Annotated in this window: 12 protein-coding genes; 8 read left to right on the plus strand and 4 right to left on the minus strand. The window is 76.1% G+C overall.

What is annotated here, in order from left to right:
* Positions 1-40: 40 nt before the first annotated feature.
* A complete protein-coding gene (locus R3E88_10370) occupies positions 41-820 on the plus strand; it encodes a thioredoxin domain-containing protein (protein ID MEZ4216869.1) in 780 nt (259 codons plus the stop codon).
* Here the strand turns inward: R3E88_10370 and R3E88_10375 are convergent.
* From R3E88_10375 to R3E88_10385, 3 genes are read right to left on the minus strand one after another with little or no spacing between them, the layout of a single operon-like run.
* Complete coding sequence (locus tag R3E88_10375) at positions 817-4,017, minus strand: NAD(P)-dependent oxidoreductase (protein MEZ4216870.1); 3,201 nt, start codon at positions 4,015-4,017, stop codon at positions 817-819. The genes R3E88_10370 and R3E88_10375 overlap by 4 nt on opposite strands.
* Before the next feature lie 5 nt (positions 4,018-4,022).
* Positions 4,023-5,255 (minus strand): cytochrome P450, encoded by a 1,233-nt coding sequence (locus tag R3E88_10380; GenBank protein MEZ4216871.1) that lies wholly within the window; start codon positions 5,253-5,255, stop codon positions 4,023-4,025.
* Positions 5,239-5,901, minus strand: coding sequence for a TetR family transcriptional regulator (locus R3E88_10385; protein MEZ4216872.1), 663 nt, complete (start codon positions 5,899-5,901; stop codon positions 5,239-5,241). Before R3E88_10385 ends, R3E88_10380 begins: the two co-directional genes overlap by 17 nt.
* A gap of 100 nt (positions 5,902-6,001) precedes the next feature.
* Between R3E88_10385 and R3E88_10390 the strand changes: the two genes are divergently transcribed.
* From R3E88_10390 to R3E88_10420, 7 genes are all read left to right on the plus strand, one after another.
* Positions 6,002-7,744: a hypothetical protein gene (locus tag R3E88_10390; GenBank protein MEZ4216873.1), complete on the plus strand. Its 1,743-nt coding sequence runs from the start codon at positions 6,002-6,004 to the stop codon at positions 7,742-7,744.
* Positions 7,745-7,862: 118 nt separating this feature from the next.
* Entirely contained in the window at positions 7,863-8,531 is a 669-nt protein-coding gene (locus R3E88_10395) for a helix-turn-helix domain-containing protein (protein MEZ4216874.1), read from the plus strand.
* A complete protein-coding gene (locus R3E88_10400) occupies positions 8,528-9,409 on the plus strand; it encodes a sterol desaturase family protein (GenBank protein MEZ4216875.1) in 882 nt (293 codons plus the stop codon). Before R3E88_10395 ends, R3E88_10400 begins: the two co-directional genes overlap by 4 nt.
* A 39-nt stretch (positions 9,410-9,448) precedes the next feature.
* Positions 9,449-10,465, plus strand: coding sequence for a peptidylprolyl isomerase (locus R3E88_10405; GenBank protein MEZ4216876.1), 1,017 nt, complete (start codon positions 9,449-9,451; stop codon positions 10,463-10,465).
* Positions 10,462-11,490, plus strand: a complete 1,029-nt coding sequence (locus R3E88_10410) for a HupE/UreJ family protein (protein MEZ4216877.1) — start codon at positions 10,462-10,464, stop codon at positions 11,488-11,490. Before R3E88_10405 ends, R3E88_10410 begins: the two co-directional genes overlap by 4 nt.
* Positions 11,491-11,542: 52 nt before the next feature.
* Positions 11,543-13,195: an AMP-binding protein gene (locus R3E88_10415; protein MEZ4216878.1), complete on the plus strand. Its 1,653-nt coding sequence runs from the start codon at positions 11,543-11,545 to the stop codon at positions 13,193-13,195.
* A 41-nt stretch (positions 13,196-13,236) separates the two neighbouring features.
* Positions 13,237-14,262, plus strand: coding sequence for a Gfo/Idh/MocA family oxidoreductase (locus R3E88_10420; protein MEZ4216879.1), 1,026 nt, complete (start codon positions 13,237-13,239; stop codon positions 14,260-14,262).
* Between the two features lie 49 nt (positions 14,263-14,311).
* Here R3E88_10420 and R3E88_10425 read toward each other — a convergent pair whose 3' ends face one another.
* Positions 14,312-15,457, minus strand: coding sequence for a M20/M25/M40 family metallo-hydrolase (locus R3E88_10425; protein ID MEZ4216880.1), 1,146 nt, complete (start codon positions 15,455-15,457; stop codon positions 14,312-14,314).
* Positions 15,458-15,471: the final 14 nt, after the last annotated feature.

The following is a 15,471-nucleotide window of genomic DNA, read 5'->3' on the forward strand; positions in this document are numbered from 1 at the left end:
GCGCGCGGCGCATCGTCGGATCGCGAGAGGAGGCGGAAGCGTGGCGGACGAGACCAACGGGGCGGGCGGTTCGCGCGCGGGCGCGGCGGGCAGCGGCGGCGCGACGATCGCCGCGGCACTCGTCGTCGCGCTCGCGGTCCTCGGTGCCGGCTGGTGGGTCGCCGACGCCGTCGCGCGGGCGACCGACGCGATGGGCGACCTCGAGCTCGCGGTCGCCGACCTCAGCGAGCAGCTCGACGGCGCGCAGCGCGGCGCGGCGCCGTCGCAGGCGCGCGCCGCCCGGCCGAGCGACGATCGCCGCTACGAAGTGCGCACCGAGGGAGCACCGTCCTGGGGGCCGGAGACGGCCAAGGTCACGGTGGTCGAGTTCTCGGACTTCGAGTGCCCGTACTGCGCGCGCGTATACCCGACGCTCCAGCGGCTGCGCCAGGAGTACGGCGACGACCTGCGCGTCGTGTTCAAGCACCTCCCGCTCCCGATGCACCGGCGCGCGCGCGGCGCGCACGCGGCCGCGATCGCCGCGGACCGGCAGGGCCGGTTCTGGGAGATGCACAACCGGATGTTCGAGCACCAGCGCCTGCTCTCGGACGCGCAGTACGCGGACTGGGCGCGCGAGATCGGCCTCGACGTCGACGCCTTCGAAGCGGCGCGCACGTCGAGCGAGGTCGCCGCGACGATCGACCGCGACCTCGCGGAGGCCGAGGCGCTCGGCGTGAGCGGCACGCCCGCCTTCTTCATCAACGGCCGCTTCCTGTCCGGCGCGCAGCCGTACGCGAGCTTCAAGCGCGTGGTCGACGAGGCGCTCGGCAGCGAAGGCTAGGCGGGCGCACCCTCGGCGAGGCGGTCGAGCGCGGCGGCGTCGGCCGCGCGCGCTTCGCGCCAGAGGCGCTCGAGGTCGGCCTGCAGCTGCTGCAGGGCCATCGCGCGCGTCGCGTCGCCCGTGAACGAGATGTCGCCCTGCATCGCGGCGCTCATCGCGTCGAGGCGCCCGGTGAACATCCCGTCGAGCGTGGCGGCGCGGAGGCGCAGCTCGACGTCCGGCGGCGTCGGCGGCTCGCCCACGGCCGCGCGCACCCCGCCCGCGAGCGCGATCGCGAAGCGGCGGTCGGCATCCGTGAGGCGGAAGGCGAGCGTCGCGTCGGCGCTCCGCGCCGCGGCCGCGAACGCCGCGTCGCGCTCGATGGCCGCGACGAAGCGGTCGAGCGCGCGGTCGAGCGCCGCGAGCACGTCGCCGGGAAGCGACGGCGCGGCGGCGGCGGGCGGCGCGCCGGCGATCGTCGCGGCCGCGCCGGTCTTCGCCGCCCGCGTCGCGGGCGCCGCGCGCTTCGCGTCGCGCGCGAGATCGGTGACGGCGGGCGGCGGCGCATCGCGCAGCGCCTCGAGCTCGGCCGCGCTCGGCGTCCGCCGCGGCGCGCGCCAGTCGAAGCCGTCGAGCACCTCGGGGTTCAGGCAGTGGAGCGGGCGCTCGCCGCGCAGGAGGCGCTCGAGGTCGGCGCCGATGATCGCGCCCTGGTGCGCGGCGACCTCGACCGCGTTGCCGCCGATGTGCGGCGTCGCGATCACGTTCGGCGCGCGCAGCAGCGGGTGGTCGGCGCCGGGCGGCTCGACGCCGAACACGTCGAGCGCCGCGCCGCCGAGGTGCCCGCGCTCGAGCGCGTCGGCGAGCGCGTCCTCGTCGACGAGCGCCGCGCGCGCCGTGTTGACGAGCATCGCGCCGGGCTTCATGCGCGCGATCGCGGCGGCGTCGACGAGCCCCCGCGTCGCGTCCGTCACCGGCGCGTGCAGGCTCACGACGTCGGCGCGCGCGAGCAGCTCGTCGAGCGCGACGAGCTCGGCGCCGACGAGCGCCGCCTGCTCGGCGTCGGCGAACGGATCGGTCGCGAGCACGCGCCCGCCGAAGCCGCGCAGGCGTTCCGCGACCTTGCGGCCGACCGCGCCGAGACCGACGAGCCCGATGGCGAGGCCCGACAGCTCGCGGCCCCGGAAGGCGGCGAAGGCCTGGCCCATCTTGCCGAAGTCGCCGGCCACGACGTCGCCGCTGCGCAGGAAGGCGGTCGCGCCGGGGAGCCGGCGCGCGAGCAGGAGCGCGAACGCGACCGCGAGGTCGGCGACGGCGTCCGCGTTGCGGCCGGGCGCGTTCAGCACGGGGATGCCGTGCAGCGTGCACGCGGCGACGTCGACGTTCACCGCGTCGCCGCGGCAGCTCGCGACGACGCGCAGGCGCGGGAGCGCGGCGACGGCGTCGGCGGCGACGACGTCGATCTCGGTCACGAGCACGTCGGCCTCGCGCGCCGCGTCGACGAGCGCGGCGCCGCTCAGCATGCGCTTCGCGTCGCGGTAGCTCGCGTACTCGAGCTCGCCGAGCGCGGCGAATCGCTCGACGCCGCTCGGGGCGAGGTCGGCGGTGACGAGGATGTGCGGTGCGCGCTCGGCCGCCGCCGCCGCCGGCGCGCGCCGCGCGCCCGCGAGCAGCGCGGCGATCGCGCGCCCCGCGGCCTCCGCGTCCGCGCCGGCGCGCGCAGTGCGCTGGCGCTGCCAGGCGGCGCGGAGCTCGGCGTGCACGTCGCGCAGCTCGGCGCGCGGAGCGATGCGCGCGGGCGGAGCGACGAGCGTGCGCGCCGCTTCGTCGAGGCTCGCGCAGAGGCCGGCGCCGACCGCCGCGCACAGCGCGGCGCCGAGCGCGCTGCCCTCGCGGCAGGCCGCGACGTCGACCGCGCGATCGGCGACGTCGGCGACCACCTGCGCGAAGGTGGCGCTGCGCGCGAGGCCGCCGGTCAGCGCGATCGCGGGCGGCTCGCCGTCGCTCGCGTTCGCGGGCGGGTCGAGCGCGTCGAGCTGGTCGAGGTTGGCGCGGATCGCGCACGCGAGGCCCTCGAGCGCGGCGCGCGCGAGCGCGGCGCGCGCACCCGCGCGCGGCAGCGCGAGCGGCGAGAAGCCGAGCGTCGCGAACGGGAGGCCCTGCGCGCGCGCGTCCATCACGCTCGCACCGACGGTCGAGAGCGCGCCGCCGGCGCCGGGCGCCGCGCCGCGCACGAGCGCGAGCAGCGCGGGCACGGCGGTCGGCACGTCGCCGCAGAGCAGCTCGGCCATCCATGCGAGCGCCTCGCCCGCCGGCCCGGCGTTGCTCTCGCGCACGCGGAGGCCCGGAAGGGCGTGTTGTCCCGTCCAGAGCCGCGCATCGGGGTCGGGCTCGCGCGAAGCGATCGCGCGCTGGAGCGGCATCGTCGTGCCCGCGACGACCGCGGTCGCGCCGGGGGCGAGCGCGCCGCACGCGAGCAGGGCGGCCTGCGTGTCGGCGACTCCCGCGGCGACCGGTGTCCCGGGCGCGAGGCCCAGTGCGCGTGCGGCGCCATCGGAGAGCGCGCCGAGCCTCGCGCCGGGCTCGGCGACGTCGGCGAAGAGCGCGCGCGCCAGACCGAGCCGCGCGAGCGCGTCGTCCGACCAGCTCCGCGCCGCGAGATCGAAGAGCAGCGTCTCGCCCGCCTGCGTCGGGTCGGTCGCGAGCTCGCCGCACAGGCGCAGCGCCATCCACTCGGAGAGGCTCGCGACCTTCGCGACGCGCGCGAACGCGTCCGCGGCCTGCGCGCGCATCCAGAGCAGGCGCGCCGCGGTGAAGATGGGCAGCGGCCAGTGCCCCGTCCGCGCGGCGAGCGCCTCGCCGTGCTCGGCGGCGAGGCGGAGCCCCTCGCCGGCCGCGCGCGCGTCGCGGTTCGGCGCGGCGAGCAGCACCTCGCCGCGCGCGTCGAGCGCGACCGTCGTGTGGCGCTGGCTCGTGCACGCGATGCCGCGCACGTCGCGCGCGCTCGCGCCCGCGCGCGCGAGGCATGCGCGAACGGCGTCCGCGAGCGCGCGCTCGGCGCCGGCGAGATCGAGCGCGAAGCCGAGGCCCGCGGGCTCGGCCGGGAGCGGCGCGAGCGCGCGATGCTCGCACCACGTCGCGCGCGAGCGCGCGTCGAGGGCCAGGCAGCGGACCCCGCCGCCGCCGAAGTCGAGCCCGAGGAGGACGTCGCGGGCCATCGCCGTCACGCCGCGTCGAACGCCACGGGCAGCGACGGCGGCGAGCGGAACATCAGGCCGGTGATGTGCGGCGGCGGCGCATCCGGGTCGCTGCGCAGGCCGGGCAGTCGCGCGAACAGCTGCTCGAGCAGCACGCGCGTCTCCATCACGGCGAGGTGCTGGCCGAGGCAGCGATGCGGACCGAACGCGAAGGCGAGGTGCTGGCGCGCGTTCGCGCGTCGGATGTCGAAGCGGTCGGGGTCCGGGAACTTGGCCGGGTCGCGGTTCGCGGCGCCGAGGTTCACGAGCACGGAGGCGTCGCGCGGGATGGGCACGCCGCACACCTCGGTGTCGCGCGTCGCGGTGCGCGTGATGCCCGTGAGCGGGCACTCCCAGCGGAGCCCCTCGTCGATCGCGTTCGCGACGAGCGACGGGTCGCGGCGGAGCGCGTCGAGCTGGTCGGGGTGCGCGAGCAGCCCGCACAGGAGGTTGCTCGACGAGCGATAGGTCGTCTCGGCGCCGGCGGGCGCGAGCAGCCGCAGGAACGCGAAGATCGACTCGTCGTCGAGGCGCTCGCCGTCGAGCTCGGCGTGCGCGAGCACGCTCACGAGGTCGTCGCGGGGCGCGCTGCGCCGCTCCTCGAGCAGCTCGGCGAAGAGCGTGCGCAGCTGGCCGGACGCGGCGAAGCCGCGCTCGATGTCGATCTGGATGCTGATCAGCTCGACCGCGAAGCGGTGGAAGTCGGCGTGGCGCGACTCCGGCACGCCGATCATTCCGCAGATGACCTCGACCGGGAACGGGAACGTGAGCTGCGAGACGAGGTCGACGCGCCCGCGCTCGGCGAACGAGTCGATGCGCCGGTCGATCGCCGGCCGCACGAGGTCGCGCTCCCAGCGTTCGAGCGCGCGCTTCTGGAAGGCCTGCGCGAGGAGCGCGCGGTGTCGCTGGTGCTCGGGCTCGTCCATCTCGAGGATCGAGTGGCCCATCACGAGCCCCATGGTCTTCCCGTACGCGGCCGACGAGAAGCGCTCGCCGTCGCGCAGCACCTCCTGCACGGCCTCGTAGGTGACGGCCTCGAGGAAGGCGGGCGCGCCGGCGCCCGCGACGGCCGCCATCGGCCCGGCGATGGCGGGGTCGACCTCGACGATGGGGCCGCGCGCGCGGCGCGCGGCGAAGATCGCGTAGGCGTCGTCGACCTCGCCGGCGCCCTGGGCGCGGTCGAACTCCGCGAACGGATCGTAGTCAGCGGACTGCGCCATGGGCGACCTCGGGTGTGTCGTTCGGGGCGGCGCCTAGCATCCGCCGCGCCATGCGGAGGATCTCGTCGCGGTGTCGCGCGTCCTCGTCGCGCGCGCGCGGCGCGCGGCGGACGTAGGCGATCGTGGCGCCGACGATCGCGCTCGCGAAGCAGGCCGGATCGATGGGGGAGGGGAAGTGCTCGTCGCGGCTGCGCAGCTCGAGGAGGAAGCGGCGGATCGCGAGCTCGATGCCGCCGCCGTGCCCGTCGAACGGCTGCGCCCCGTCGTCCGCGCGGTTCGCCATCTCGCGCAGCAGCAGGCGCGCGAAGGTCGGGCGCGCGGCGACCGCGTCGAGCCACGCGGCGATGCAGCGCTCGACGCGAATCGGCGGCGGCCCGGGCTCGGCGAGCGCGGCGGCGACGGCGCGCTCGATCGGCGCGATCGACGCCGCCAGCACGGCGTCGTAGAGCGCGCGCTTGTCGGCGAAGTAGTAGACGATCGACGCGCGCCGGATGCCGACGGCGCTCGCGACGTCCTCGAGCCGCGTCGACTCGAAGCCGCTCTCCGCGAAGGCGCGCTCGGCGGCGTCGAGGATCGCCGCGCGCGTCCGGCGCGCGCGCTGCGAGCGCGCGAGCGGAAGGGCCGGCTCGGCGAGCGACGGGGCCATGGCCGTCTTCTACCTGCGCGCGGGCAGGTGAGGCAAGCGGCCCGTCCCGGGGTGCGAGCAGGGCTCGGACGCGGGGCGGCGCGGTGGTACCGTGCCGCGCGTGCGCGCTCCCAGGCCCTCCTCGCCCGCCGCGCCGACGGCGCTCGACTGGGGCGGGCTCGCCGTCCTGCTGCTCGCCGCCACCGCGCTGCGCGTCTTCGCCCTCGATCTCGGGCTCCCCCATCTGCGCGCGCGGCCCGACGAGTTCCCGATCCTCGAGCGGACGGTCGAGGCCGCGCAGGGCCGGTTCGACTTCGACTGGGGCGTCTATCCGCCGGCCTATCTCTACCTGCACTGGCTGTGGGGCGAGCTCTGGGTCCACGTCGGCGCCGCGTTCGGCCTCCTTCCGACGAGCGACTACGTCGCGCTCTGGCGCGACGACGCGCCGCGTCTGTATCTGATCCAGCGCGCGCTGAGCGCGCTGTGCGGCGTCGCGACGGTGGCGCTCGCGGGCATCGCGGCGTGGCGGCGCCTCGGGCGCGCGGCCGCGGCGTCGGTCGCCGCGTGGCTCGCGCTCTGCTTCCTCCACGCGCGCGACAGCCACGCGATCAAGCCGGACGCGCTGCTCGCGCTCGTCGCGCTCGCGGTCGTCGTGCTGTCGGCGCGGCTCGCGCGCGCGCCGTCGCTCGGGCGGGCGGCGTGGGCGGGCCTCGCCGTCGGCGCGGCCGCCGCCGCGAAGTACAACGGCGTCGTCACGGCCGCCGTCGTCGCGGTCGCGGCCTGGGCGGGAGCGCGCCGCGGCGGAGCGCGCGGCGTCGGCCTCGCGCTGCCGCGCACGCTGCTCGTCGCCGGGCTCGCGTCGGCCGCGTTCTTCGTCGCGACGTCGCCGTTCGTGCTCTTCAACGAATCGTCGCTGCGCATGCTCGACGACACGCTGCGCGCCGTCTTCCCGCAGCTCTTCGGTGCGCCGACCGCCTCGCTCGTCGATCGCTTTGCGAACGTCGTGGGCCCCGACCCGCCCGCGTGGGCGACGCGGCTCGGCCCGTTCGGCACGGCCTGGTACCACGTCGCGTTCTCGCTCTGGTACGGCATCGGCGCCGTGCCGACGCTGCTCGCCGCGCCGGCGCTCGCATTCGGCTTCGCATCGCGCGAGTGGCTGCTGCGGCTGGCGGCCGTGATGGTCGTGTCGTGGTTCGCGGTGGTTGCGGCGTCGCCCGTGATGCTCGCGCGGTACATGACGCCCCTCCTGCCGGCGCTCGCGCTGCTCGAGGGAGCGCTCGTCGCGGGCGCGGTCGACGCCGCCGCGCGCCGGAGCGCGGCCGTGCGCGGCGCGCTCGGCGAGGGCACGGGGCGGCGCGCGCTCGCGGCGCTCGCGCTCACCGTCGTCGCGATGGCGGGGTCGCTGCGGAGCGCCGTCGCGCACGAGCGTCTCGCGTCGCGCGTCGACACGCGGGTCGCGGCGCAGCAGTGGCTGGCGGCGAACGCGGCGCCCGGCAGCCGCGTGCTCGTGGTCGGGACGGTCTTCTTTCCGTGGGGCGCGCCGCAGGTGCCGAAGGGCCTCGTCCAGGCCGCGCTCCCGGCGCGCGGAGCGGGCCTCGCGCGGGCGGGCATCGACTTCGTCGTCGCGCACGACCACGAGCTCTTCTGGTCGACGGTGGACCCGGGCTGGCTCGCCGCGCAGGGCCGCGCGCTCGAGCTCGTGGCCGAGTTCGACCCGCGCGCCGGGGCCTCCGACGCGACGCCGGTCTTCGAGGTGAACGACGCCTACTACCTGCCGATCGCGGGGTTCTCGGGCGTCGCGACCGGCGGGCCGCACGTGTGGATCTACCGGGTTCGCCGCGGCGGCGGCCTCGAACGGAAGTGACCGGTTGCGTTCTTCTGGGGCTGCGCACTCCTGCGTACGCATCGGCAGTGCGTATTCTCTTGTTCCGCTTCCGGAATAAAGAAGTGACTCTTCGCTTTCTTTCGGTATGCTGCGCGCCGTGACCACCGCGCCCGGCGCCGCGTCCGCGATCGGGGAGCCGCAGCAGGCGCGAAGCCGGGCCACCCGGCGCCGCCTGCTCGCCGCCGCGATCGAGTGCCTCGTCGAGGACGGCTACGCCGCGACCACGACGGCGGCCGTCTGCCAGCGCGCGCGCGTCTCCCAGGGCGCGCTCTTCAAGCACTTCCCGTCGAAGGCCGCGCTCATCGTGGCCGCGGCCGCACACCTGTTCGCCGAGCTCATCGAGGAGTTCCGCGCCGCGTTCCGCGAGATCGAGGGCCACGAGGATCCCTCGGCCGCGGCCGTGCGACTCCTCGACCGCAGCTTCCGGCAGCCGCGCCTGCACGCGGCCTTCGAGCTCTACCTCGTGAGTCGCCACGACGCCGAGCTGCGCGCGGCGCTCGACCCCGTCGTCCGCGATCATCGCGAGCGGCTGCGCGAGGAGGCGCGGCGCCTCTTCCCGCACGCGGCGGCGACGAACCCCGAGTTCGACGCGTTCGTCGACGTCGTCGTGTCGACGATGCAGGGCCGCGCGCTCGGCGGCCTCGTCGCGCCGGACGCGCGGGCCGACGTCCGCGAGCTCGTCACGTTGTACCGGCTCGTCCGCCGCGAGCTCGGCGGTGCGCCGGGGGCCCGCGCGGATGCGCACGCGAGGAGCGAGAAGCCGTGAATCCGATCCTGTACGCGATCCCGTTCTTCCTCGTGACGATGTGGATCGAGGGGGCGCTGCTGCGCCGGCCCGAGCACCGCGCGCTCGCGGGCTACGAGCGCCGCGACACGCGCACGAGCCTGATCATGGGCGTCGGCAACCTCGTCATCGGATTCGCAGCGAAGTTCGCCGGCTACGGGATGTGGGTGTGGCTCTACCAGTTCCGCCTGCTCGACCTCTCGCACGCGTGGTGGGTGTGGGTCGCGGGCTTCTTCGCCGAGGACCTCTGCTACTACGTCTTCCACCGCGTCGGGCACGAGTCGCGCTTCTTCTGGGCAGCGCACGTCAACCACCACTCGAGCCGGCACTACAACCTGTCGACGGCGCTGCGCCAGTCGTGGACGACGCCCTTCACGGGCCCGATCTTCTGGGCGCCGCTCGCGCTGATCGGCTTCGACCCGGCGATGATCCTCGTGCTCTCCACGGTGAGCCTCGTGTATCAGTACTGGCTGCACACGGAGCTGATCACGCGCATGGGCCCGTTCGAGTGGCTGTTCAACACGCCTTCGCACCACCGCGTGCACCACGGGCGCAACGTCGAGTACCTCGACCGCAACTACGCGGGCATCCTGATCGTGTGGGATCGCCTCTTCGGCACGTTCGAGCCCGAGCGCGCGCCCGTCGACTACGGACTCACGAAGAACATCGAGACGTTCGACCCGGTGCGCGTCGCGTTCCACGAGTGGGTCGATCTTGCGCGCGACGTCGCGCGCGCGCGGAGCCTCGGCGAGGCCTTCGGGCGCGCGTTCCGCGCGCCGGGCTGGAGCCCGGACGGCTCGACGGCGACCGCGCGCGAGCTGCGCGCACGCGCGATGGGGGCGGTCGCCGGTGGTCGCTGAGCGCGGCGGGTCGGCGCGCCCGGCGGGAAGCGGCTCGACGTGCTGCGGCCGCTAGTCCACTTCCTCGCGATCGGCGCGCTGCTGTTCGCGCTCGACGCGGTGCGGGGCGCGCTGCAGGACGTCGACGCCGGCGCGCCGATCGAGCGCGTCGAGGTCACGCCCGACGTCGTCGAGCGCATCGAGCGCGACGCGATCGCCGAGACGGGCCGGCGCCCGAGCGAGCGCGAGCTCGCGGCGCGCGTCGACGCCTGGGTCGACGACGAGGTCCTCCACCGCGAGGCCGTGCGGCTCGGGCTCGACCGCATCGACCCCGTCGTCCGCGCGCGGCTCGTGCGGAACATGCGCTTCCTCGCCGGCGAGGACGATCCGCGCACCGACGAGGAGCTCTACGCGGAGGCGCTGGCGGTCGGCATGGATCGCAGCGACATCGTCGTGCGAAGGCGACTCGTGCAGCAGATGCGCTTCCTGCTCGAGGGCGCGGCGCCGGCGGCCGCGCCGAGCGACGACGAGCTGCGCGCGTACGTCGCGAGCCGGCCCGAGCGCTATCGCATCCCGCCGCGCGTGCGGCTCACGCACGTCTACCTGAGCCGCGATCGGCGCGGCGACGCGCTCGAGGCCGACGCGCGCGCGCTGCGCGCGCGCCTCGAACGCGACGCCGTCCCGCCCGACGCCGCGCGCGGGCTCGGTGACCCGTTCCTCCACCCGACCGATCTCGGTCTGCAGACCGAGGCGCAGCTCGCGAAGCAGCTCGGCCCGGACTTCGCGCGCGCCGCGCTCGCGCTCGCGCCCGGCGGCTGGCAGGGGCCCGTCGAGTCGGCCTACGGCATGCACCTCGTGTGGGTGCGCGAGCGGCGCGACGCCGAGGACCCGGATCTCGAGAGCGTCCGCCGCTCGGCGCTCTCCGCGCTGCAGGCCGAGCGCGACGCCGAGGCATTCGAGGCCGGCCTCGCCCGCCTGCGCGCGCGCTACGTCGACGCGAAGGGCGCATCCGCGCCGCGCGCCGGGGATGCGCGCCACGCCTCCGAAGCGGCGCGCGCCGCGAGCGACGCCTCGTGATCGCGCGCCGCGCGTGCCGCGCGGCCGCGCTCGCGATCGCCGCCGCAGCAGCGCTCGCGAGCGGCGCCGCGCGCGCACACCCGCTCGCTCCCGCGCTGCTCTCGCTCGAGGAGGGCGCCGACGGCGTCGTCGCGGTGACGTGGAAGGTCTCGCGCCTGCGCCCGACGGGCAGCGACGTGGCGCCCGTGCTGCCCGCGCACTGCGCGCGACTGCCCGGTGCGCCGGAGATCGCGGTCAGCGAGCTCGACGTGACGGAACGGTTCCGGGTCGACTGCGGCGAGCGCGGGCTCGTCGGCGCGCGCATCGCGGTCGCCGGGCTCGACCGCAGCCGCACGGACGCGCTCCTGCACGTGCGGCTCGCCGACGGACGCTCGCTGCGCGGGCTCGTGAGCGAGCGCGAGCCCACCTACGTCGTGCCCGAGCGCGAGAGCGCGGCCGCGGTCGCGCACGGCTACTTCGGGCTCGGCGTCGAGCACCTGCTCACCGGGCTCGACCACGTGCTGTTCGTCGCCGGGCTCGTGCTGCTCGTGCCGGGGGGGCGGCGGCTCGTCGCGACGATCACGTCGTTCACGCTAGGCCACTCCGTCACGCTGTCGCTCGCGACGCTCGGCGTCGTCGAGGTGCCGGCGATGCTCTTCGAGCTGCTGATCGCCGTGAGCATCCTGCTGCTCGGCGCCGAGCTCGCGCGGCGCGACGTCCCGCCCGACGGCGACGCGGGCGTCTCCTGGTTGCGCCGTCGCCCGTGGGTCATGGCCTTCTCGTTCGGCCTGCTGCACGGCCTCGGCTTCGCCGGGGCGCTCGCCGAGATCGGCCTGCCGCACGGCGACATCCCGCTCGCGCTCGTCGCGTTCAACGTCGGCGTCGAGGCGGGACAGCTCCTGATCGTGGCGCCGCTCGTCGCGCTCGGGTACATGGCAGGGCCGCGGATGGCGCGGCTTCCCGACTTCGTACGCCGCGCGCCCGCGTATGCGATCGGATCGCTCGCCGCCTACTGGTGCTTCGAGCGCGCGGTGCTGTTCCTCTAGCCGCGCCGCGCGCCCGGGCGTGCGATGGAGATCCACAGCCGAGGGGCGGCCCGTGACCGACGACGAGATGTGGAGCCTGGGCGATCTGATCGAGGGCGTCGAAGCGGTGCTGCCGCCCGACGCGCCGGCGCTCGTCCACGACGACGAGGTCGTGTCGTGGAGCGCGCTCGCGCGCGCGTCGCGCTCGCTCGCCGCGGCCTTCGCCGCGCGCGGCGCGAAGCCCGGCGACAAGGTCGCCTTCTACATGCGCAACCAGCCCGCCTACATGCTGACGCTCGCCGCCTGCTTCAAGGGCGCGTACGTCCACGTCAACGTCAACTACCGCTACCTCGACGACGAGCTGCTCTACATCCTCGACGACTCCGACGCGGCGGTCGTCGTGTACGCGGCGGAGTTCGACGAGCGCATCGCGCGCGTGCGCGAACGCGCCGGCAAGGTGCGCGCGTGGGTGCGCGTCGGCCCGGGCGAGCCGCCCGCGTTCGCCGAGTCGTTCGCCGCGCTCGCCGGCGAGCGGCCCGACGCCGCGCTCGACGTCGCGCGCTCGGCGGACGACCTGCTCTTCATCTACACGGGCGGCACCACGGGCATGCCGAAGGGCGTGATGTGGCGCCACGGCGACCTGTGGGGGGCGCTCGGGTACGGCGCGAACGCGCGCGCGAACCGCGGCGCGCGGCCCGCGACGCCGGCCGAGCACGTCGCGAACGTGAAGGCGCACGGCGTCGGGCCGCGGCAGTACACGGCGTGCCCGCTCATGCACGGGACGGGGCTGCTCACCGCGATCGGAAACTTCGTCGGCGGCGGCGTGACGCTCACGACGGGCGGCGAGCGCTTCGAGGCCGAGGCCGCGCTCGACTTCGTCGACCGCGCGCGCGCGGAATCGATGGTGATCGTCGGCGACGCGTTCGCACGGCCGATCGTCGACGCGCTCGATGCGCACCCCGGCCGCTGGAGCCTCGCGTCGCTCAAGGTCGTCATGTCGTCGGGCGTGATGTGGAGCCGCGAGACGAAGGACGCGCTGCTCGCGCACCAGCCGAACCTCACGCTCGCCGACCTGTTCGGCTCGTCCGAGGCCGTCGGCTTCGGGTCCTCGGTGACGAGCCGCAAGGCGGGGAAGGGCCGCACCGCGAAGTTCCGCATCGGCGACGACTGCCGCGTCTTCACCGAGGACCTGCGCGAGGTCGCGCCCGGGAGCGGCGAGCGCGGCTTCATCGCGCGCCGCGGGCCGATCCCGCTCGGCTACTACAAGGATCCGGAGAAGTCCGCGAAGACGTTCCCGACGATCGGCGGCGTCCGCTACTCGATTCCGGGCGACTGGTGCACGGTCGAGGCGGACGGCACGCTGACGCTGCTCGGGCGCGGGAGCGCCTGCATCAACACGGCCGGCGAGAAGGTGTATCCCGAGGAGGTCGAGGAGGTGCTGAAGCAGCACCCGGACGTCGCGGACGCGCTCGTCGTCGGCCTCCCCGACCCGAAATGGGGACAGGCCGTGACGGCCGTCGTTGCCGCGCGGCGCGGACGCGCGATCGACGACGCGGCGCTGCGCGCCCACGTGCGCGATCGGCTCGCGGGCTACAAGACGCCCAAGCGCGTCGTCGCGGCCGAGGCCGCGTTGCTCCGCGCACCGAACGGGAAGCCCGACTACAAGGCGGCGCGCGCGCTCGCCGAGCGCGCGGCGGCGGACGGCGGCGCGGCGGACGGCGCGTAGGCGGCGTCGGCGGCGGCGTCGGCGGCGGAGGAGGCCGCGGAATGGCGGAGCGAGCGCTTCGGATCGGCATCCTCGGCGCCGCGCGCATCGCGCCGGCCGCGCTCGTCACGCCCGCGCGGAGCGTCGACGGCGCGATCGTCGCGGCCGTGGCCGCCCGCGACGCGGCGCGGGCCGAGGCCTTCGCGCGCAAGCACGGCATCGCGCGCGTCGCGCGCGACTACGCCGAGCTCGTCGAGGACCGCGAGCTCGACGCCATCTACAACCCGCTCCCGAACGGCCTCCACGCCGAGTGGACGATCCGCGCGCTCGAGGCCGGGAAGCACGTGCTGTGCGAGAAGCCGCTGGCGGCGAACGCGGACGAGGCGCGGGCGATGGCGGCGGCCGCGGCGCGCACCGGGCGGGTGCTGATGGAGGCCTTCCACTGGCGCTACCACCGCGCCGCGGAGCGGGCGATCGAGATCGTGCGCTCGGGAGAGCTCGGCCGCGTCGAGCGCGTCGAAGCCGCGATGTGCTTCCCGCTGCCGCTGTTCGGCGACATCCGCTACCGGCTCGACCTCGCCGGCGGCGCGACGATGGACGCGGGATGCTATGCGGTCTCGATCGCGCGGCACCTCGCGGGCGAGGAGCCGGCCGTCGCGTCCGCGCGCGCGAAGCTCCGCTCCCCGGGCGTCGACCGCGCGCTCGTCGGCGAGCTCGCGTTCCCGAGCGGTGCGAGCGGGCGCGTGCGCGCGTCGATGTGGTCGGCGCGGCTCCTCGACCTGAGCGCGCGCGTCGTCGGGAGCGAGGGCGAGCTGCGCTTCCTGAACCCCGTCATGCCGCAGCTCCTGCACCGCCTGCGCGTGCGCACGCGCAGCGGCACGCGCACCGAGCGCGCGGCGGGCGAGCCCACGTACACCGCGCAGCTGCGCGCCTTCGTGCGCGCGGTGGACGAGGGCGCGGCGATTCCGACGGACGGGAACGACGGCGTCGCGAACATGGTCGTGATCGACGCGCTCTATCGCGCGGCCGGCCTGCCGCCGCGGGGAACGCCGGAGGCGGCCGCGATCGCGAGGTCCGGCCGTCGTTAGTCCGACGAGGCGCGGACGAGGCGGGGCGGCCGGCGCGCGTCGCGCGCCCTCAGTCGGCGCTCTCGAGCAGGGCGGTGAAGAAGCGCGTCATCGCCTCGACCTCGGGCGTCTCGACGTACTCGGCCGCCGTGTGGGCGCGTTCGATCGAGCCCGGGCCCATGACGACGCCCGGAATTCCGTGCAGGGCGAAGGCGCCGGCGTCGGTGCCGAACGCGACGTGGCCGAGCTCGGCGCGCGCGCCGCACGCGGCGAGCGCGTTGCGGCACCGGCGCACGCAGACGTGGTCGGCGGGCGTGCCGAGCGGGCCCTTCTCGCTCTCGCAGCGCTCGACGACGACGTGCTCGAGGCCGCGGCGCGCGAGCGCCGCCTCGAGCTCGGCGCGCACGCCGTCGACCGTCTCGCCGGGCACCATCCGGCGGTCGAGCACGACCCACGCGCGGTCGGGGACGATGTTGGGCGCGTGTCCGCCGGCGCCGATGCCGGGCGAGAGCGTCGCCGGCCCGAGGGCGCCGTGCGGGCGCGCGGCGAGCTCGTCCGCGAGCTCCTCGAACGCGAGGATCGCGCGCGCGAGCAGGCCGAGCGCGTTGCGCCCCGCGCGCGGGTTCGACCCGTGGCAGGCGACGCCGCGCGCGGCGACGCGCGCGAGCGCGATGCCCTTGTGCTCGTTCACGACGCGCAGGCTCGTCGGCTCGGTGGCGAGCACCCAGTCGGGCCGGCGCCCGCCGAGATGCGCGAGCACGTCGGCGACGCCCGCGCTGCCGAGCTCCTCGTCGGCCTCGCCCACGACGACGACGTTGCGCCGGAGCGTCCCGCGCGCGAGCACGCCCTGGAGCGCGGCCACGAGGGCCGCCATGCCGGCCTTGGTGTCGCACGCGCCGCGCCCGTAGAGGCGCTCGTTCGCGATGCGCGGGTCGAACGGGTCGATCTCCATGCCGTCGACGGGCACGGTGTCGAGGTGCGACGCCACGAGGACCGTGTCGCGCGCGCCGGCCGCGGTCGCCTCGGCGACCACGCTCCGGCGGTCGCCTGCGCCGACCACCACGGCGTCGAGGGCCATCGCGCGCAGCTGCGCGGCGACGTGCTCGGCATAGCGCGCCTCGCCGGCGATCGAGGGCGGCACGTCGTCGCGCCCCATCGGATTCACCGACGGGATCGCCACGTAGTCGCGCAGCAGCTCGATCGCCCGGCTCGCCATGCGCGCCGAGTGTA

The organism is Myxococcota bacterium, from assembly GCA_041389495.1.
In the GTDB taxonomy this organism is placed as follows: Bacteria; Myxococcota_A; UBA9160; order UBA9160; family UBA4427; genus JAWKRT01.